The 22,118-nt window shown below is 43.2% G+C and carries 12 protein-coding genes; 7 read left to right on the forward strand and 5 right to left on the reverse strand.

The features are described from left to right. Positions 1-134 precede the first annotated feature (134 nt). The 5 genes from DF182_RS23165 to DF182_RS23185 form a co-directional block, all read right to left on the reverse strand. Positions 135-515, reverse strand: a complete 381-nt coding sequence (locus DF182_RS23165) for a nuclear transport factor 2 family protein (RefSeq protein ID WP_113618165.1) — start codon at positions 513-515, stop codon at positions 135-137. 126 nt (positions 516-641) lie between these two features. Next, positions 642-1,544 carry a helix-turn-helix domain-containing protein gene (locus tag DF182_RS23170; RefSeq protein WP_113618166.1) on the reverse strand — a complete coding sequence of 301 codons (903 nt, stop codon included), beginning with the start codon at positions 1,542-1,544 and terminating at the stop codon, positions 642-644. A 17-nt stretch (positions 1,545-1,561) separates the two neighbouring features. Then, the gene (locus tag DF182_RS23175) at positions 1,562-2,401 is read right to left on the reverse strand and encodes an SDR family oxidoreductase (RefSeq protein WP_113618167.1); all 840 of its coding nucleotides are present in this window, start codon (positions 2,399-2,401) and stop codon (positions 1,562-1,564) included. A 97-nt stretch (positions 2,402-2,498) separates the two neighbouring features. Continuing rightward, positions 2,499-3,419, reverse strand: coding sequence for a helix-turn-helix domain-containing protein (locus tag DF182_RS23180; RefSeq protein WP_113618168.1), 921 nt, complete (start codon positions 3,417-3,419; stop codon positions 2,499-2,501). Between the two features lie 177 nt (positions 3,420-3,596). Continuing rightward, positions 3,597-4,502, reverse strand: a complete 906-nt coding sequence (locus DF182_RS23185) for an NmrA family NAD(P)-binding protein (RefSeq protein WP_113618169.1) — start codon at positions 4,500-4,502, stop codon at positions 3,597-3,599. Positions 4,503-4,719: 217 nt separating this feature from the next. Here DF182_RS23185 and DF182_RS23190 point away from each other — a divergent pair, with 217 nt between their 5' ends. From DF182_RS23190 to DF182_RS23220, 7 genes are all read left to right on the forward strand, one after another. After that, positions 4,720-5,259, forward strand: coding sequence for a prolyl-tRNA synthetase associated domain-containing protein (locus tag DF182_RS23190; RefSeq protein ID WP_113618170.1), 540 nt, complete (start codon positions 4,720-4,722; stop codon positions 5,257-5,259). A 395-nt stretch (positions 5,260-5,654) separates the two neighbouring features. Next, positions 5,655-7,403, forward strand: a complete 1,749-nt coding sequence (locus tag DF182_RS23195; RefSeq protein WP_113618171.1) for a hypothetical protein — start codon at positions 5,655-5,657, stop codon at positions 7,401-7,403. Between the two features lie 24 nt (positions 7,404-7,427). Further along, the gene (locus DF182_RS23200) at positions 7,428-11,960 is read left to right on the forward strand and encodes a hypothetical protein (RefSeq protein ID WP_113618172.1); all 4,533 of its coding nucleotides are present in this window, start codon (positions 7,428-7,430) and stop codon (positions 11,958-11,960) included. Between the two features lie 55 nt (positions 11,961-12,015). Next, a complete protein-coding gene (locus DF182_RS23205) occupies positions 12,016-16,044 on the forward strand; it encodes a fibronectin type III domain-containing protein (RefSeq protein ID WP_161964231.1) in 4,029 nt (1,342 codons plus the stop codon). After that, positions 16,041-16,721 (forward strand): hypothetical protein, encoded by a 681-nt coding sequence (locus DF182_RS23210; RefSeq protein ID WP_113618174.1) that lies wholly within the window; start codon positions 16,041-16,043, stop codon positions 16,719-16,721. Before DF182_RS23205 ends, DF182_RS23210 begins: the two co-directional genes overlap by 4 nt. Before the next feature lie 18 nt (positions 16,722-16,739). Next, on the forward strand, positions 16,740-18,845 hold the full coding sequence (locus DF182_RS23215; protein ID WP_113618175.1) for a fibronectin type III domain-containing protein: 2,106 nt from the start codon (positions 16,740-16,742) through the stop codon (positions 18,843-18,845). 12 nt (positions 18,846-18,857) lie between these two features. After that, the gene (locus tag DF182_RS23220; protein ID WP_113618176.1) at positions 18,858-22,106 is read left to right on the forward strand and encodes a SprB repeat-containing protein; all 3,249 of its coding nucleotides are present in this window, start codon (positions 18,858-18,860) and stop codon (positions 22,104-22,106) included. Positions 22,107-22,118: the final 12 nt, after the last annotated feature.

Here is a 22,118-nt window from a genome sequence, read left to right on the forward strand (position 1 = left end):
TACCAGGGATCACAGAATTATAGTAAAACCCGCCGTAGTAGCGGGTTTTTGCGTTATGCTTTATTCTATAAAACCGGGAGGGGCTTTTCTATCAGTTGTTGCTGCAGACCGGTAACTTTTTACTCAACCTCCCACTATAATTCTTGTCGATAGGAGATCTTATCCACGATCAGCCATTTCCCGTCTAACTTTATCAGGTTAAACCGATCAATGAACCGAAAGGTGGCAAAAGTCAATTGCACGTGGGCAGACCCGGTGTCTCCATCCCAGGTATAGGAGAGGAGTTCGGGTTGGCATTCCTGTAATGCTGCCTGGGCAACCAGGTCCAGATATTGTGGCAGTGTCCACTGAACCAACTTTCCATCTATGATGGTCCTGATGTAGGCATCAACGTGAAATGCGCCCCGGAGCCTTTCGATATCTTTTACCGGACGCCCTTGAAGATAATCATTAAGAGTAAGTAGGATCAGGTGCTTTTCTTCTTCTACGCCGACTTTGCTTGCTAGAGTTTCCATGATTTGTTGTTAGATTTATTTGTTTTTGTTCAACCCTCCACCTGTATATTCGGCATTAAATGACATTGCCATGTGGGCAGGCGAAAAAATTATTCCTCGAAGGCGGTATTTTATTCAATTGCGGAGTTAAGAGATTTGCTGCCGGTAAGTACCCGGTGTGATGCCTGTATTTTTTTTGAAGAAATGATTGAAATTTCCTGCCTCTTCAAAACCCAGACAGTAACCAATTTCAGCGATATTCCAGTTGGTATGTGCCAGTAGTGCCCTGGCTTCACTTAGTAGGCGTTCGCTGATCAGCCTTGTTGTGGTTTTGCCGGTCGTTGTCCGAACGGCCCGGTTTAGATGGTTGACATGAATATTCAGCATTCCGGCATAATCGGCTGCAGAACGTAATTTGAATTGCTGAGCACCGGAACTGATTGGAAATTGTCGTTCCAATAACTCGCGGAACACCGCAGTTATCCGGGCATTGGCATCGGTCTGCTGATAAATCTGTTCCATCGGCTGCAGCTTCATAGCCTGATGGATTAATTCAGTAACATAACTTCTGATCAGATTATATTTAAAAGGATAATCAGTCGTGATTTCACTTCGCATCTTGCTGAAAATATCTTCGATTAGGCGTTCCTGTTGTTTATTAAGCAGGAATATGGGGCTGCTCCCTGGTGTAAAGACAGGTAAGTCTTTCAGGCTGCTTCGCAAATGATCGCTGAAAAAGCCTTCTTTGAAGATACAGAAGTAGCCTGAGGTTGAGCCACGTTGCTCACACTTATAAGGTACATCCGGGTTAAAAAAGGTTAACGCAGCCCCATTTGCGGGAATGCTCTTGTCTGCATAGTGAAAGATATTGTCTCCACGTATCAGCATTATTTTATAGAAGTCACGGCGTTGGTAGGGCCTGGGCTTGCCAGGGCCTATGGTTTCAGCCAAATCAAAAACATTGAAATGACCACTGTCCAGCTCTACACCGTTGGGTGCGTGGTTAAATTTATGCTGATAAAATTGTTCAATGGATTCAGTGTCAGACATACCGTAAAATTAACACATCAGGCATTATAATCCGTGCTCAATGCTATTGACTTATTTTTGTCAAGTGCCTGCGTCATTTGTGATATTTTCTCCGTCGCTCTTGTCAGGGCGTCGCTGCCGAGGAATACTCTTACCGGTGGTTCCGGATCATTGGCCAGCGCGATCAATGCATCTGCTGCTTTGTTTGGGTCGCCAGTCTGTTTGCCACTCAGCGTTTTATAGCGGTCATGCACTGCATGGACAGTTTGGTAATCCTCTATGCGGTTCTTTGCTATGAGCAGCGAACTGTCAGTCAGAAATTCTGTACGAAAGGCACCCGGCATAACGACTGTCGCTTTAATGCCCAGTTCGGCTATATCCAGTGCCAGAGAATCCGTAAAACCCGTTACTGCAAATTTGGCGGCGTTATAAAGGCTCCACCCTGCGCTTGGTGCAAAACCAGCTATCGAAGAAATGTTGATAATATGTCCCGAGCGCTGTTGGCGCAGGTATGGCAATGCGCTATGCACCACACTGATGGTGGCAAAAACATTGATTTCAAAATTTGTTCGTATCTCCTCCAGTGTCAGCTCCTCTGCGGAGCCGCCTATACCGAACCCGGCATTGTTGACGATCACATCCAACCCGTTGAAATGCTGATGTGCTTTCGCAATCGACTCATCTATTGATTGTGCATTCGTCAGGTCAACTTCCAATGGTAGAAATTGGTTATCACTTACATTGCCTACAGCAGCTTTTAGCGCTGATACCTGGCGTGATGTGGCGGCTACATTGTAGCCTGCATCCAATAATTTTTTAACCAAAGCAAGCCCCAATCCTTTAGATGCACCGGTTATATACCATGTTTTGTTTTTCATGATACAAAGGTATGACCTAACGCTGTTTTGCCGGTTGATCTTATCAAACCAATAATTGTGAAATTCAAACAATTGCTATGGCCGGAATGATATGGCTTCAGTTCAGATCAAATGATTTTCGGAATTCCAGCGGTGTAAGGGAGGTTTTGCTTTTAAACAGTTTGTTAAATGACTGTGTATGCTCAAACCCCAAATTATAAGCTATTTCGCTTACGCTCAGGTTAGTGATTGACAATTTCTCTTTGGCTAATGCTATCAGTTTCTCGTGAATAAACTGCTGAGCAGTTTGTCCTGTCAGGGTTTTGAGCATAGTGCTTAAATATTTCGGTGACAGATGTAACTTCTCTGCGAAATACTGCACCGAAGGCAGACCTTTGGCACTGGCGATGTCATCGCTAAAATACTCCTCAAATAATATTTCCAATTGGTCCAGCATTTGATGGCCGGCTCGTTTTCGGGTAATAAACTGCCGATTGTAAAATCGCTCGGAGTATTTAAGCAGCGTTTCAATCTGGGAAATAATAATTCCCTGACTAAATTTGTCAATATTGGTGTGATATTCCCGCCTGATGTTTCTGATGATATCCATTAAGATGTCCTCTTCCTTTTTGGACACAAACAGCGCCTCATGGATTGCATAACCGAAATACTCACACTTCTTTATTTCTTTAGCCAAAGACGTATTCCAGAAAAAGTCCGGGTGGATGAGCAACATCCAGCCAGATCTATTGCCGGGTGAGCCAGTTGTCTGTTCTATGCGGAATACCTGGCCCGGAGCGATAAAGAACATTACGCCTTCGTCAAAATCATAGGTCTGCTGACCGTACTTTACTTTGCTGCCAATATTTTTTTTAAGTGATATCAAATAAAAATCAAGTGTCCAATTAGAGTCAAAGTATTCAGGCAGCAAATGTACATCCGCATAATCCACGATACTGATTAAGGGATGCTCCGGGGGATTAAGACCTCTGGTTTGATGAAAGTCCTTAATTGTCCTTAATGTTTGAATTTTCCTCATACGCTAAAATTTTCGGCAGGACGATTTTGTAAAGGAACCATACTTACTTCTATTCATCTTGCGATACCCTTTATCCGAAGGTAAAAAATACTTTTAACAGAACCCGCTGCCGCCCTATTACAGGGGCAGCGGGGCCATCCTAAAGGCTGATTACAATAACTTTTTTAGCGTGTTGCGCTATTCCCTGTTATAAGCTTCGGCAAAGTCTTTGACGAAGTCTTTCAGCTTCACCTTTCCTAACGACGGTTTATGTTGATTGTAATCTTCGTAAAGAGTGCCGTTACCCTGGCTTTCCTGCAGTTCGACAAAGCCCTTGGCTACCTGTTCATTAAAACCAATGCTCAGCCAGCTATCCAGCAGCTGTTGGCTTGGAATAACAAGCCATTTCAGGTCGGGTTTGCCGATGGCTTCTCCCAGAGCCCTGGCGATCTCATTGGGAGAGATCTCATCGCTTGCCACGTAGCGTATTGTTTTACCCTCAAATGGTCTGTCCACTTCCCCGGCAATGACGGCAGCAATATCTTTCGGAGAGACCCATGGCTCTTTAACATCACCGCCATAATTGGAAATGATGGCTCCCTGGGTCCTGATATTATGAATAGAGGAAAACAGGTTGATGTAGAAGCTGCCCGGACGAATGAACTTGATGGATATGTCGGCCGGCAGCTGGCGAAGAAGTGTCTCTACAATATTGTGGAAACGGATGATACCTGTTCCCTTATTCGTATGCGCGCCGATGCTGCTGAGATGTATAACTTTCTTTACGCCGGAGCGCTCTACTGCTTCTTTGTAATTCTGGCCGATTGCAGTAATGGCACTGATAAAGTCAACTGATTTATCAAACATGTCGCCAACAGCTTCCATTGTTTCCATAAGGTATACGATGTCAGCACCTTTGAAGGTTTCTGCCAGGAAATCCACATCCTGCAATTTGCCAATGACTGCCTTAGCACCCAGTAGTTCAATGTCTTTCTGACGACTGGCATTACTGCTGATAACAGTGACTGCATGCCCGTTATTTACCAGCATTTCAGTGAGTGGTCTGCCAATGTTGCCAATCGAGCCTGTGAGTACGATGTTCATAGTAGTATTGTTTTGTTGACTCAAAAGTCCGAACAATGCAGAAGACGGATGTAGCCCAAAGTCGCTATTTTGTAGCCAAAAGGATGTAACAGGAATTATTCCGCTTTAAATAGGTTTATTAGCTTTTTAATTGAAATGATAATAAATTACGGCCGCTACTTCGGACGACTGTCAGTCGATAGCAGGAGTAAATTAAATATTGAGAAATAGTATTGATATGTTTTTTGTTAGTGAGATAAAAGAAACCGAGCCATCTGAATTCAAAACACCATTGCAGCGGATGGTGTATGAAATGTTCAGGGAGAAAGAAGTGAAATATGAAAGGGTAGATACTGATCCTGCGATAACAATGGAAGATTGTGTCAGGATAGATGAACGACTGAACGTGAAAACGGTAAAAACACTTTTTCTCTGCAATCGTCAGCAGACCAACTTCTATTTAGTAGTGACCACTGCGGAAAAGCCTTTTAAAACAAGTGATCTGAGTGCAGAACTGGAGATTTCCCGTTTGTCCTTTGCGCCTGTGGACTTGCTGAAGTCCATACTTGGAACAGATGTTGGTGCTGTTACCGTCTTCGGACTGATGCTGGATAAACAATTGAATGTACAGCTGGTGATTGACAGGGATGTTCTCACAGAGGAATGGTACGGCTGCAGCGATGGCACCACTACCAGTTATCTCAAACTTAGCACGGAATGGGTACTGAACGAATTTATTCCTGCTATCGGGCATGCCCCGAAATTCGTGCAGCTATAGCATGATTCCCAAACATTTACCGGCAAGCCATTTATCCCAAAAAATGCCCTCAGGGAAAACGGCTTGCCGTGTTTGTCGTATAGCCGGTACCATTAGTTGATAGTTGTTATTCAGAAAAATCCCGAAAGGAATCCTAATCCATTAACCCTGTGTATATTATCTCCAAAAAACATCCTGCATAAGCTCATGATAGCTTTTTTTCTCTGAAATTTTTTTAAGTATTAGATATTTTTATTTTATATTTGATAAGATCCCAGACAAAAAAACTATCCCTGTGCATGAAACAAATGTTACCCGCTTTATCCTTTCACAGTCCCCCTTTCATAGGTTAAGTGTTACAGCCCTGAATATCAGATTGCTATAAGTAATGTCAAAGGCTTTTTCCCTTTACCTCTATGAATAGACTGTTGCGATCCTATACCTATGCCACGGGCATCATAATTATTATGATGAGTACCGGATTAAAAGGCTATGCCCAGAATATTGATCTATCCAATGTAAAGGAGAGTATCAATGCTAAGTTAAAGCAGCCACCCGTAAGGGTAAATGGCGGGCTTTCACTGAATACTGTTTATACCTACAACGATGCACTGGGGGCTGTCAACCTGCAGCCTTTTACCTACATTGTCTCCGGTAATGTAAACTTCAATATCTACGGTTATAACCTCCCATTCACTTTTACCTATTCTAACAACAGGGTGTCCTATACGAATCCATCTTTCAGTTTCAATAGATTTGCTATTCATCCCCGTTATAAAAAGTGGCAGGCACATATTGGTGATATATCTGTAAACTATTCTCCCTATACATTAAGTGGGTATCAATTTACAGGTGCTGCCGTGGAATATAATGCGGATAAAATATCTGTTCAGGCATTATACGGTCGCTTCGCCAAAGCAGTGAAGGAAGATTCGAGCATTATCCCTTCCTACAAGCGTATGGGATGGGGTTTCAGGACATTATATAACGATGGCGGAAAGAAGCTGGCATTGACTGTTTTTCATGCAAAAGATAACATCAATTCTATTCCTATCCCTGTGAAGCCTGCCAACAACGCAATAACACCAATGGAAAATACCGCCATTGCAGTGGAAGGCGCCTATCCAATACTAAAACGATTGCAGGTATCTGCGGAGTATTCTACCAGCATTTTAACACGTAATCTCTCCTATAGCGGAGATTCACTAACACCTGTTGGTGCTTTTAAATACCTGGTAGGCCAGGCAAATGGTTCCTCATCTGTTTACCATGCATTACGAGCCGGACTTAACTATACAATTGCCCAGTCGTCTATCGGTATTAGCTATGAACGTGTGGATCCCGGTTATCAAACATTAGGGGGCTATTTTTTTACCAATGACTTTGAAAATACAACCATTAATCTATCGCAGAATTTATGGAAAGGAAAAGCGACCATCAGCATAAATGTTGGATTGCAGCGGGATGACCTTAACAATAATAAGGAAAGCAATATGAAACGCTGGGTATCTTCCGCTAATATCAACCTTCGTCCTTCTTCTAAACTCGGTATTGGTATTACCTATTCTAATTTCCAGTCTTTTACTTACCTGCGGAACGGTTTTGAAAAAATCAATCAGGTATCACCTTACGACAACCTGGATACCCTCAATTTTACACAGCTAACACAAAATGCAGCTGTCAATGCCAATTATAACCTGCAGCAGGATGAACATCTGGCGTCATCCGTTTTTCTTAACCTGAACTATATGGAGTCGGCTAACCGTAAAGGTGATATAATAAGACCGGGTGATCTTTCCCTGTTCATCAACGGAGCTTCCGGTTATACTATCACTTTTATCCCACAAGGGCTCAGCATTTCTGCAGGATATAACTATGCCTATAGTTATGCAGCGCAAAGCACTGACGTGATACAAGGCCCGCTACTCAATGTCTCAAAGTTATTCTTTAAAAAAATATTACGTACCAACTATGGTGTTGCCTGGAATACCAGTCATACTACGAATGGTACTAACAATATTCTCAATTTAAGAGCCGGCGCATCTGCAGTGCTTCATCGCAAACATAACCTGAATGCATCTTTAATATGGCAAAAGAAGGCGGTGCCTCTGCAAGCTGCCAGTTCTTACTTTATGGCAACTGCCGGCTATGGCTTCAGCTTTTAATGTATCAACGAGTACCTGATACCTATGAAAAGAAAATATACAATAATATCCCTGTTACTTGTTTTATGCACACTCACCTGGAGCATAGCTACAGGCACGCCAGTGGCAGATTCCCTGCAGGCTTCAAACAAAAGCAAAGCAGAGGAAGTAATGGATATGATAGAGAAAGCTAATCGCTATATCGACTTTATCACTTCCGGCGCTATGGTAGAACTGCCGGTAGGTATGAAGAAGAAAATGGGCAACAGCAAGGTTACCATCGGTATCAGCAAAGCTAAGTTCTATGCCCAATACACTGAACTCACCGTTTACTGTAAAGTGGACCTGCCGCAAGGTAAATCCATCTTCTTCGGCGGGGACCATATTAAACTTTCTAAAAGCGGAGGTATCATTGGTGATGCTACACTGGTATTGCTGGGTAATGTAACAATTCCTTTTGGTGGCGGAAATATGCAGGTGGTGCTGAAAGGTGGACAGGATATGCAAACCGGTGATCCACGTTCCCAAACATATGCCACATTGGAATGTAATGGTATTAAAGAAGTTAGCCTGGCAGCAGATGTATTGTTTCCGAAAAATATGCTGGTGCCACTGGATAATAGTTATAACCCGGTTAATGATGGTACCGCAAGCGTAAAAGGTTCTTTCCATACTGTTATTACCGACTGGAATGATATCCTTGCGGAAATTTCTCTAAGTCCTTTTGCTGTAAAAGGCCTTGAACAATTTGCCATTGTGGTGAATAAAGCTGTATTCGATTTTAGTGATACAAGGAATTCCCCTGACGTTTCTTTTCCGTCAGAGTATGAAAATATTATACCAGGTAATGAAACATTGTGGCGAGGGGTGTATGTGAATAAATTACAGGTGATCCTGCCCCGGGAGTTCTCTAAAAGAGGAGACAACAGCAGGGTGAGCTTTGAAGCAGACCGTATGCTGGTGGATAATCTGGGACTCACCGGTACTTTCATCGGTAATAATATCCTGCAAAATGGAAATGCTTCCGGATGGGCTTTCAGTGTGAACCGGCTTGCTATTGATATCAAAACCAATCACCTTAAAAGTGCTGCATTCAACGGAAATATAACCTTACCGTTAAGTGCCAGTGCAGACACATCAGGTAATGCCACCTTTGCCTACGATGCCATCATCAGTCCGGGTAATCAATACCTGATGCGGGTGAAAACAAAGAACGATCTGGATTTTGATCTATGGCAGGCCAATGCGCATATTGATTCCAGTTCGTATGTGGAGCTAGTGGTGAAGGACCACCACTTCAGGCCTAAAGCCGTTTTAAATGGGAGCCTGGATATATCCGTGTTAAAACAAAACAACAATGAAGCGGCTACTCCTGGTAAATCCATTGCAAACATTAAAGGAGTAGAGTTCCAGCAGCTGGTATTACAAACAGAAACACCTTACCTGCAGGCAGCCTATTTTGGTTATAAGGGAGAAGCCAGGATCGCGAATTTCCCGGTTGTATTATCTGATATTGCCTTGTCGGCTACCGGTGAGGAAACCGCCTTGCAGTTTGGAGTACAGGTCAACCTGATGCAGGGTAAACTCACCGCCTCTACGAAATTATCTGTGGTAGGAGAGATGCGGCAAAACAGTGATCTCCAGCGTTATCGTTACAAACGGCTTGATATCAATGCCCTGGCGATAGATGGAAAGTTTGGCGGCTTTGCTATTAATGGAAATGTAGCGTTTAATCGAAATCACCCTGTGATGGGTGATGGCTTTGCCGGTAACCTGAAAATGACATTGAAATTAGGCAAAGAAATTACGGTTGATGCAAAGGCAGCTTTCGGTAGCAAACATAACGACAGTACCAGCGCTTTCCGCTATTGGTATGTGGATGCAATGGCTACTGGATTTGTGATCCCGGCGGGTCCTTTTAATATCACCGGAATCGGAGGGGGTGCATATTATCATATGACTAAGGAGGCTGGTAAAACAGTAGATACTGCTGTTAGTCCGACGAAGATTGGTTATGTGCCAGACCCCTCTATGGGATTGGGTTTAAAAGGAATGGTCGCTTTCAATGTAGGCACCAGTGAACTGGCTAAAGGAGAGGCTGCCCTCGAAATGTTGTTCACTTCCAGTGGTGGTATGGCCAATATCGGGTTGGCGGGTAAAGTATATTTTATACCTGGCAGCGCGGTGAAGGAACAATTTAATAACGCACAGCATCTGCAGGAAAAACTGGAACATAATCTCAGTACCTATGTTACCAATACAACCGGTGTCAATTACCAGCAGTTTAGTACACTGGCGCGCAGCGGAAATTTTGTTGATCTCGCAAAACAATCTTATCCCGATACGGATAATAAAATAGGCGAAAACGGCCAGATATCTGCATTTGTAGGTATTAACTATGATTTCCTGAATCATGTGCTGCATGCTAACCTTGACCTGTATATGAATATCGCAGGTGGTATTATACGGGGCCGTGGTGCCAATAACCGTGCAGGCTGGGCGGTGATGCACTTTGCACCGCAGGACTGGTACGTATATCTGGGTACTCCTTCTGACAGGCTTGGATTGAAAATGGGCATCGGTAGTATCAGCGCGGAAACAGGCAGTTACTTTATGGCCGGTACTAAAATTCCTGGTTCACCGGCACCACCGCAGGCCGTAGCTGATATCCTCGGTACTAGTCTTCAGGAACTGGATTACATGCGAGACCTCAATGCACTTGGAGATGGCCGTGGCTTTGCGTTTGGTACTGATGTAAGTGTGAATACCGGCGATCTGCGTTTCCTGATGTTTTATGCCAGCTTCCAGGCCGGACTGGGTTTCGATATCATGCTGAAAGACTATGGTCCTGATGCACAATGTAAAAACCATAGCGGGCCAATCGGTGTAAACGGTTGGTATGCCAATGGCCAGGCCTATGCTTATCTGCAAGGTGAACTGGGTATTGAAGTCAGTCTGATGTTCATTCATAAAAGAATTTCCATTATCAAAGCAGGTGCAGCAGTGCTGTTGCAGGCACAACTTCCTAATCCTGCATGGTTCAGAGGTTATGTGGGTGGGAATTTCAGCGTACTGGGCGGACTTGTAAAAGGACGTTTCCGTTTCAAGGTAACCATAGGCGAACAATGTGAACTGGTGAATGGTGGCGCCTTAGATGGTATTAAAGTGATCTCGGATATTACACCCGCCGATAAATCTACCCAGATAGATGTATTTGCTGCTCCGCAGGCCATCTTTAATATGCCTGTAGATAAACCATTTACAATAGATGATGATCAGGGCACTAAAACCTACCGTATAAAACTGGATAAATATCAACTGTTGAAAGATGGACAACCCATTGCGGGTAAAATGAACTGGAATGATCGTCATGATGCAGTTACCTACGAAAGCGCTGAAATACTTCCTCCTAATACCCCCATTACAGCGGTAGTATCCGTGAACTTCGAACAGCAGAATGACAACGGATGGGCTGCCGTATATGAGAAAGGTCAGAAAGCAGTTGAAAGCCGGCAGGTCAGCTTTACTACTGGCACCGCACCGGATAATATCCCGCTCAATAATATCGTATATACTTACCCGGTAGTAGATCAGCAATTCTTCTTACCTAAGGAATATAAGCGTGGTTATACACAGCTGAGACGAGGACAGGCTTATCTATTTAGTAATACCAACTTCCTTTTACAAGCGCAATTTGCGGCCAGTGATGCTATGCTTTCCAATACATTCAGTTATGATAGCGCTAACCGCAGGGTCAATTTTGAATTACCTGCCTTGCGTAATAAACAAACCTATTCCTATACACTGGCAGGTGTGCCCCCGGCAAAAGGTACAGATAATATAGTACGTCAAACAGCAAATACTGATACGGATAATAATGACATACAGGTAACCAATAACAAGGCCCAGGGAATAGTATTACAAAACAAACCACATACTTATCTGACTTATCAGTTCTCGACCAGCCGTTACAACAACTTTGAGGAAAAAATGTCGGCCAAGTCAATAACCCATCCTGTATACGAGATCATATTCAGTGATGTAGGCGCCTTACAAGCGGATATCCGCGGTGATGAAGCATTTGATAAAACAGAATTATCTGGCAGTGATGGTACTGATAATGTGCCACTTATTCAGCCAGAGGCTATTCTCAGCGATGTATGGTTCACAAAACATATCCAGCCACTGATATACGCGGATTATCCGCCGGCTCCCGGATTAACACTCAGCAGAGATACCGCCGTGCTGGGATTCCCTCCTGTAAGAGGATTAGATGTAATGACCTGGTACAGCGAGATGGCAGCTGCCGAGCCTGGTAATAGCCTGTTGGTAAGCCGGTTGCCTTATCGTTACTATTTGGGCTATTACTATAGACAGGATTTCTCTGACCTGCAATATAAAGTGGTGAATCAGTATATAGACCATCCTTCGTTGATAACACCGGTGCTGCAGCGTTTTATGGAAAGCGCTTTCCCCATCATGAAAGGTGGCAAATATAAAGTACAGTACAGATATGTATTGCCGGGTAATATACCCAACAGCGCATATGAGTTTGAGTTTATAAATCCGGTAAAATAAACATTGAAATAAAAAGTTAATAATGCAGTTATATCAAAAATATCTACAAAAAGGATTGAAAAGAAGCATTTCTTTTCTCTTTTTGTTATTCACTTTTTATTTTACAAATGCTCAGCAATACCCTGTACAGGGAAGCCTGGCAATAAGTTCGCCATACCCCGCTAATCTGAGTGACTATGCTAATCCTAATATCCAGAAGCTGAAATTAACACTTACACTAACGGATATTACGCTCAGTAATAAAAAGGTAAAGCTCAAATTATTCATTCAGAAAGATAATACCATCATTGCGCAGAGTAGTGATGCAGTGATGAACGAGCCTGCTGTTATATTGGATGGTGGCGTGCCACAATACTTCAATAGCATAGATCTGGCTACTTATTTCAATGTGAATAATCTGCAGGGTATTACCCCTAACGCCTATACGCAGGCGCTGCCCGAAGGTGTCTATAATATAGGTTTTGAAGTATATGACTATTTTACCGGTCGCCGTTTGAGTAGTCGTATCAACCAGTTATTCTGGCTGATGCTCAATGATCCTCCCTTATTGAATATGCCCGCCAACAGGGAGAATATTCAGAATGCAAATCTGATTAATCCTCAGATAACATTTCAGTGGACTCCGAGAAGTACACAGGTGAGTAATACAGAATATGAGTTTACCCTGGCTGAATTGTGGGATGACAACGGCAACCCGTATACGCAGTTTCTGGCCGCGCCGCCTAAATTCAAAACAACTACCAACAGTACAGGATTACTGTACGGTGTAGATGCGCCGCCGCTGGTGCCTGGCCGCACCTACGCCTGGAGAGTAAGAGCCAGGGCCAAACAGGGTTTTGAAGATATCGGCCTGTATAGAAACGATGGCTACAGCGAAATATTCACCTTTAAATACGCCGGCAACTGTACTGCTGTAAATAATGTGAATATTGAGGTAAAAGGAAGTGACCGTTTGTATATCACCTGGGCAAATGACCCTTCCAAGATATCTTATAAGGTAGCTTACCGTAAATATAGCACCACACAAACCTGGGAATGGTTTGAAACTCCGACTACCAACACCTTCCTTAACCTGTTTGATGTAGAGCCGGATACGCAGTATGAAATTAAAGTGGGAGGCATATGCGATAATAACCTGGTAAGTTATACGTCACCACAGGTAGTGCGTACACTGGCAAAAGAAAATGACGCAACTGAACTCAACTGCGGACAAATACCTCAGATCAATATTTCCAACCAGACGCTTGTTGATCGCCTTTCTCCCAATGATGTTATTACCGCAGGTGATTTCCCTGTCACACTTACCCGGGTAGACGGCAGCAACGGCAACTTTAGCGGAGAAGGATGGGTAAAAGTGCCTTATCTCGTAGGCATCAAAATAAAAGTGGTTTTCAGGGATATAAAGGTAAATGCCAATAAACAGTTGCTGAGCGGATATCTTGAAACTGTTTATGATCCTAAGGGGAAGAATGTATTGGATGTGGATGGAGCCATTGGAGAGGTAGGAGGGTTGATTAACGATATTAAACAATTAGTGGCCAGTGTTAAACAATACCTGGATAGCTATAAAGGAACTAAAAACGATAAGCAACAAGCAGTCACTATAGGAAATAGTGTTGATTCAGCTTATACGGCATTGGCCGAAAATCCTTATCTGACACCTGAAGAGATACAATCCCTGAAAGGCGAGCAAACAGTTGCAAAAGAAGGTTTTCAGGGACTTGCAGGATCAGGAGATTGTAACTGTGGTAATGAAGTTCCAGGCCATGGACCTTCTTTCAGATTGAGACCAGTGGATGAATCCTGTTGTAAGAAAAAAGCTTCGCAGGGATTGGATAAATTAGATGCCCTCACTGCAACCGCTGTTAAAAGGGAAAACGATCTGCTGGCACAGTACAATTCTGTTAAGCCGGATGATGTGCCAGGTGATTCTGCCACAACTCCCACGATCTATTATCCGATTGACCCTGCTGGCAGGCCGGTAGTTATACCTAAGAATTATACTGGCTTTATCCGTAGTAAAGGAGAGAATACTCCCCCGCCTTACGTTATTGCTGGTGTACATGATGACGCCAGCAAGAAGAATTATTTCGCTGTAATAGAGGATGGAAGCTTTAAGGGTTATCATCTGGCAGGAAATCCCAATGCTGCAGTACTGCCGGTTGATATCGTTCAGCGTGGGCTTCCATCATCAGTTGGGATCAAGGTTTTTGAGGCTATTGATCAATGTTATTTTTATCAGTATGAAATTAAAGGGTGGACGTTCGACTACAACCAGACTGCCATTGCTGATAAAGATAGAATAGCCAAGCTTGCTGAACTTAACATAAAAAGCAGGACCTCAAAATCATTCGATACAACTATCAATCCAAAGTCGGGTGGTTGTGCATATAGTGATAATAAAGATGGTGGTATATACTTTAAAGATTATTCCCCCGGTAGACCTGGAGATAATAGTGGTCCTGGCAAAAAACAGATCGATTCTCTAAAAGATCATCTGAGAGCAATTAATGTACACTTTGATATTAGTATACATGCTTATGTGCTCAATACGGACAATCCTGATTACCAGGAGCATAAGGCAGAAGCAGACAATGATAACGCAGATAATAAGATCATTATCACTTATAATGCTGATACCCATGAAATAAATCTGCAGCATAAGATAACAGCCCCTAAATGGTTCCTGGAGGTTTTCTCTGGTCTTAATGTGGTGAATGATTGTTCTGCTGACTACATCAACAGGGGATTAGATGAGCTGCACAAATCAGACTTGTATAAATATGAACCACAGTTCCAGCAGGTACGGGATGAAATACAAGTGGTAGTATACAGAGGTCTGTTTGGATTCATGTATTGTGCTACCAATGAAGAGTCGGTAAGGAATTCTTCTGCTGTTGCAAAATATGTGGCAGGCGCATTACATGAAGTGGTAGCTACTATTGATGTGGTTGAAATGGTAAAAGGTATTGCGCAGTTGGGAAAAATGGCGCTTACCTCAACAACAGACAGTTATATCACTTTTTATAATGACCTGAAACAAACCGTCAGTGATATGAAGAACCACACGTCTGTTGCTCCTGACGTGCTGGTGAAACGCCTGCTACCTCCGCAAATACGGTCGCAGGTGGATGCTATCACCAAAGTAGCAAAAGTAGGAGATCAGTTAGTACGGTTTTACTTCACGGAGTGTGACAAATTCACGTTAAATGATGGCGATACAGTTAATATGTGTCCTTACCGTTATGGTCAGGTAACCGTGATGGCACTGCCTATAGTGGTTACAGCCGGAGAATGGATAGCAGCCAAAGGCGCCACATTGATGGCCAGCCTTGCTTTAAGATACGGTGGGGATGCAGAAAAAGTGGCCAGCCTGCTGAAAGCAGCAGAGGAGGCTAATGCAGTAGTAGCCAGAGATGCAGGTAAGATCATCATCAAAGATGCAAAGGATGAGGAGAAGATTGTTACCGTAATAGAAAAAGATCTTACTGATCCTCATGCCAAAATAGAGATAAGAACCTTTGATGAAGCAGTACAAAAAGTAGAAAGTGAGCTGGGCAAGGATGTCGCGGAAGAAATAAAAAATGATCCTGATTTTAAACAGAATGCTACTGATAAAGACTGGCTGATTAATATCATCAAAGGAAAGAAATTTGAGAAGGAAGTAAACAAAGATTTTGCGAGTATAAATAGTACATTGATAGCAGACTTTAAGGCGAAAGGGATAGACTTAACGGGATGGGAGAAATATGAACAGGTACAATTAAAGATTCCCGGAACAGATGATTACTTTATTGCTGATAATGTCTTTATCAAAAGGAACGCGGAAAAAGACATCGTGGATGTCGTACTTAATGAAACAAAGCTGAATCCTACCACAGAATTGACAACAAGGCAAAAACAGGCATTCCGGAAGTTAAAGAACAGTGAGGATGGTGCCGTTGAATTTGAGGTGCGTAGTATTAATTTTAAAAGAGACATAAGTTCCAAAATAACAATTAAGAAGAATAATGTAATTTCAGTGCATAGTAACAACGGTGTAAAACAAACTGTTATCAATGCAGTTGATCATTTTAAACTATGAAAAAAGCAGAAGTAAAAACATTATTTATTAATGAGTTAAAGGGAGTTTTTATCCCCAATGGATTTAAGGTTTCTACGGCGAAAAATTATTTCAGTCGCGTAACGAGCGAGAATTCTAATGACTACTATTTTGTCATTAAAGATTATTATGATGAACACACCATCGTGGATGGTTTTGGTGTAAGGATAAACAGAGTGGAAAAAATATTGAAAACTGCTGTGGCTGAAATATTTCCTGATTGGGATAAAATGAATGATGAAGTTACTGTGAGGTTAGGATATGGCAGGATCAGGCATAATCGTTTGGATTATAGCTATCCTTATATGACAAATAATGAAGAGGCAATGGAAGTGATTCAGACAATAAAAACATTTATGAACGAAGAGGGTTTCCCCTTAATGGAACGCTATAATGAGATCAGGAATATAGATACGGATTTTAACAATATGGAAGTAATGAATGATGCTCCGGCACTATACTTCCTGCGATTGGGACAATATCCTTTTTACAGGTTCCGGCAAATGATAATTGCCAGATTGTGTGGAAATCCTATCTATGATTATATCGTAAAAAGAACACTGGAAATGCTTGATAAAGATGAAGAAAGCGCCAATAAATCGAAACGTATTGCCGCATATAAATGTTTGGTAGCATATCTGGATGCAGGTACATACTGAATGATAATATCATAATCTATGCCTTTGAAATATACCCTGACTTTTGCAATATTTCTGAGTTTGTGCATCCCCGCGCAAGCCCAGCAGAAAGCCACTTCTAAACCGGAACGACCTGCCATTTTGCTGAAAGCGCGTGCACAGGAACATCGTATCCTCCTCCGATGGGCTGTAAATCAACCTGCAGCCTGGAAGCTGGCCAATCAATACGGTTTCATGATTGAGCGCTATACTGTTCTGAAGAACGGCCACGCCTATACGGTAAAAGATGGTGTTGAAAAAGTGTTGCTTACCAAAGCACCCTTGAAACCCTATCCGCTGGAGAAATGGGCCGATATCATGAAACGCAGCGACGATGCGGCTGTTATTGCACAGGGATTGTACGGGGAGTCCTTTACCGTTACCGGTGGTAAACAGGATATGGCCACTATCGTGAATATGAGCAATGAGCAGGAGCAACGTTTTTCTTTTAGCCTGCTTGCTGCCGACAGGAACTTTGAAGCAGCTCAGATGGCGGGATGGGGCTATGTTGACAATACCGCCAATCCTGATGAAAAGTATGTGTATAGAATATATACAGTAGTGCCTGCCACTAAAATGAAAATTGATACCGCAGGGGTTTTCATCGGCATAAAAGATTTTCAACCACTCCCACAGCCTAAAGACCTGTACGGTAATTTCGGTGATAAGACGGTAATGCTCAGCTGGAACTACCGGTTGCTGAAAGATGTGTACAGCAGCTATTATATAGAACGCTCTACAGATGGAACACATTTTACGAAGCTGTCAGATTTGCCGGTGATCAACCTGAATGAAAATGATGCCCGTACTCCTTCACGCATGTTTTATACAGATACGCTGCAGGAAAATAATCAGCAATATTATTACCGGGTGACTGGTCTCACTTCTTTTGGTGAATCAGGCCCGCCATCTGCTGTTACTAGTGGTTCAGGCAAACAAATGTTGGCATATGTACCTAATATCAAAGCCGCCGGTATCATCAATGAAAGCAGTGCCACCCTGGAATGGGAGTTTGCAAAAGAAGGGGAAACACTGATCGACCATTTTGAACTGGACCAATCCGCAGATGCAACTCAAGGTTCCTATAAAACGATCAACAACAAGATCAAGTCAGTACAACGGAAAATAACGGTTAATAGCCTGATGCCTGTCAATTATTTTATTATTACTGCCGTTGATAAAAATGGTAATAAACGTAGCTCTTTCCCTTACCTGGTGCAGCCTGTAGACTCTGTTCCTCCGGCTACGCCTGCTGATCTTACCGCTGTTATAGATAGTGCCGGCCATGTTACCTTAAAATGGAAAGATAATACAGAACCAGATCTGAAAGGATATGTGATACTGAAGAGTAATCTGAAAAATGAGGAGGCAGCGGTATTGAATGAGGAACCCGTTACTATTGCGCAATTCAGGGATAGTGTAGGCCTGCGCTCTCTCAATTCGAAAGTATATTATGCGGTAATGGCATTGGATCAGCGTCTGAACAGGTCTAAGCCTACACCGTTTGTCGAAGTCACGAAACCGGATAAGATACCGCCTGTTTCTCCGGTGTTTAAAGGCTACGATGCAAACGATGGCCATATTACACTCTCATGGATCAATAGTAGTTCAGCGGATGTGGCTACGCATAAACTGTACAGGAAAAATGCCGATAGTGTACAGGCTCCATGGATATTGGTAAAGGAATTCCCAGGAAAAGAAACTGCTGGTTATACTGATGGACAGGTAGTGAATGGGCAAACCTATCTCTATAACATTGTTGCAGTTGATAACAGTAATAATGTATCATTACCCGCTCCAACGCTTACCGTAACTGTTTTTACGGCTGCTGTAACACCTGCGGTAAAGAACCTGCAGGCTGCTGCCAACAGAACTGAGAAGAGAATTGAAGTGAGCTGGGGATATAATAATAATGAAGTGGTGGAATACCAGGTATATAAGGCTGTGAATAAAGGAGCTGTAACGTTATGGAAAGTAGTGAATGCCAATATTCAATTGCTGAACGATACTGAAATATTTGCGAATAATAACTACCGGTACGCTGTACGTGCGGTATTAAAGAACGGACGTATGAGCAAGTGGACTGAGGTAAAAGTAGCATACTAAAAGCCCGACCCTATGAAAATTTATATTGGTATTATACTGACAATGCTGCTCTGGTATCAGCAAACTTCCGGGCAGGCAAATTACCGGCTGAAAACTAAGACAAGTATATACAGACCCGACTTCTCGTATAGGTATATATGTGATGACAATTTTTTTGATCTGGTAGCCAATTTTTCCAATGCCCGTGGTATGAGTATCCCTACTCCCGGTTATCAGGCATCTATCGGCAATTCAGGCTATGATATGCAAAACCTGGTGTCGGACCCAAACTGGTCTGCCCAGTATGTACCTCCAACTCCCCAAAGAGTACTTTTTGATAGTATAACCTTTCCCACTACTAACGATCTGACGGGGATATATATACGAACACTTTCATCAAAGTCTGGTGGGGGGGGATGTTCCGTTAGTTGTGACGAAAGTTATACTTTCCCCGTTAGTGGTTTATCGTCTGCTGGCTGTGCCTATACTTCCAGGTATAAACATTCTAATTATATTAACGATAATACCTGTTTTACACATTTGGTGGAAGTATGGGTATATCCTATATTGGATAATGCGTTGCAACAACCGGCGGATAAAGCAATTGGTACCGAAGACCCAATCACTATCTCTGCTATTGCCGGTTTCCCTTCGCCCGTTTATAAATGGCAGTTCAATGTGGATGGAACATGGAGATCATTTCCTGCTGCATACATTGGTTCCAGCACTATAGCGTTTACGGCTACCGATTTGTTGGCCGGGTCCGGGTTGAATGTCAATAATTACATCTCAAAAAATGTCTATATCCGTCTCGATAATTGTTCTGGTGGCTCTTCATCCAATATCATTACACTAAATATCAAAAAATCGCCACCTGCCATTATTAATACTATTGTTACACAACCGACCTGTTTCGATTCCAATGATGGTAAGTTCAACGTTACTTTTGGCCGATCGTTACTCAATGGTGAATCCCTTTTGCTTAACCTCCTGGATCCCACTCGTCCGGGACGGCCACTTTTCCATCAGATCACTGCTGCAGATCTGGGCGCCGACAACAGCTATACTTTCCCTGACAACCTGCCGGCCGCCAATTATTACCTGACATACCAGAGTAAGTTTGATACCGCACAATCCAATGTGAAAAAAACGGTGCAGTATAGTGTTACAGCACCTGCGCCCGTTGCTTTTACTACCACTTCTTCAAACGTTTGGTGTTATGCCGGAAAAGACGGTACCATTACATTGCAGGCTACCGGTGGGGTCGGTAATTATCAATACATGATCAAAAGAGCCGGACAGCCGGATTCCTCCTGGTATTCGTTTTCTTCCGGTAATACCAGTCTTATTACGGCATTATCTGCAGGCAATTATATCATCCAGGTAAGAGACGGGAGTCAGTGTTACGCAAAAAGCAGCGCCAACGGCCCCGTTATCAATAAAAATATCGCGATCACACAACCTGCGGTTCCCTTACAGATCAACCTGGTACAATCCGCCAATCCGCTGGGGTATGGGTTGTCTGATGGATGGGTAGAAGCTGAGATCACCGGTGGCACCGGATTGCCGGATGGCTCTTATCATTACCAATGGACATCGAATGGTACAGTGTTAACAGGAGGTGTTACAACCACTGTCACGGCAACCGGCTATCGTATCAGATTATCAGGAATACCACAAGGGACCTATAAGTTAAATGTCACCGATAATAACTACCTGTCAGCGACTACCAATGCTGGTTGTACAGCCACAGACAGCTTTAGTTTGGTGCAGCCGCCTCCGCTGGTGGTGGCAATAGCCATTACAGACAGTGTACAATGTAAAGGCAATACAGATGGCATATTGGTCGCTCACGCAAAAGGGGGAATGCCTTTTACGACAGGCCTCCCTTACGCCTATACGTGGAAAAAGAAAAATACATCCGGCACATGGGATGTATTAACTACACAAACAGATAGCATTGCCGGTAGCCTCAATGCCGGGTGGTATGCGGTGAATATAAAAGATGCCAATGGCATCGTATTAAATAAAGACAGTATCTTCTTTTTACCCGAGCCACTTCTGTTACAGGTAAGCATCAGTAAAACAGATGTTACCTGCAGTGGTTTCCCTGATGGGAATGCCTTTGCAAACGTCACTGGTGGCAACCAACCCTACCAGCTCATCTGGAATACCGGCGATACCGGTGATACCATCACTCACCTGGCTGCAGGTACTTACCTGGTGTATGTGAAAGACCGGCATGGTTGTAAAACACAGCTTAATACGGTAATTGCACAGCCCAATGCTATCAATGTTACTGCTACGGTTACACAGCCCACTTGTTTTAATAGCTGCGATGGGGCAATAGCTGTGGGCATTACTGGCGGTACCTCACCTTTCATTTATCAATGGACAGGTACTAACGGTAACGCTAGTACGGTTAATAATCTTTGTAGTGGTGCTTATCAGGTGAAAATCACAGATGCCAATGGCTGTAGCTTCACACAGGGCGTTACGCTGGATAATCCCGCCCCATTGCCACTCCGTCTGAAACCTGACCGCTATATCTGCACCGGACAAGCTATCTCTTATGATATTACAGTAGATAAACCAGGAATGCAATACCAATGGACATCTCCCAACGGATTCAGCAGCAGGCAGGCTGCGGTAACGCTTACGCAGGCTGGCACTTATTATGCACAGGTAGTCGATGCACACAACTGTATCTCTAAAGATACATTGGTGTTAACGGCGTTTACTTCCACGGTAGCCAGTGAGTTTGCACTCCCTTCACAGGCCTTTACCAATGAAGATATTGTGATCGTAAATATCAGTAATCCTGCACCGGATAGTATAAGATGGACGCTGCCCGCAGCTGCCGGCATCTTACAGCAGGATTATAATCTGGCCAGACTGACTTTTAGAGATACCGGTACTTATGCTATCAGGCTTACTACCTATAAGGGGTCCTGTTACGCCGATCAGGTACAGCAGGTAATTGTGACCGACAGGGCCGGTTTTCCAGGCGTCAGTAATACCCGGAACCCATTTATAAAAGAGTTTTCCATATCACCTAATCCTAATTACGGCAGCTTTACGGTACAGGTAGTGCTGCAACGGGATGCGCCCATCAGATTAAAACTGATCAGACTGAACACAAGCCAGGTGACCAGCCTTGTCTTACAATCCGGACTGGCAGCTTATTCGATACCGATGAAAGTCACGGCTGCTTCCGGGCTTTATGTGCTGGTGCTGGAGACACCCAATGGTAACGCTTCTTTAAAGGTGGCTATTCTCTAATGTTTTCAATGA

It is taken from the genome of Chitinophaga flava (assembly GCF_003308995.1).
Taxonomy (GTDB): domain Bacteria; phylum Bacteroidota; class Bacteroidia; order Chitinophagales; family Chitinophagaceae; genus Chitinophaga; species Chitinophaga flava.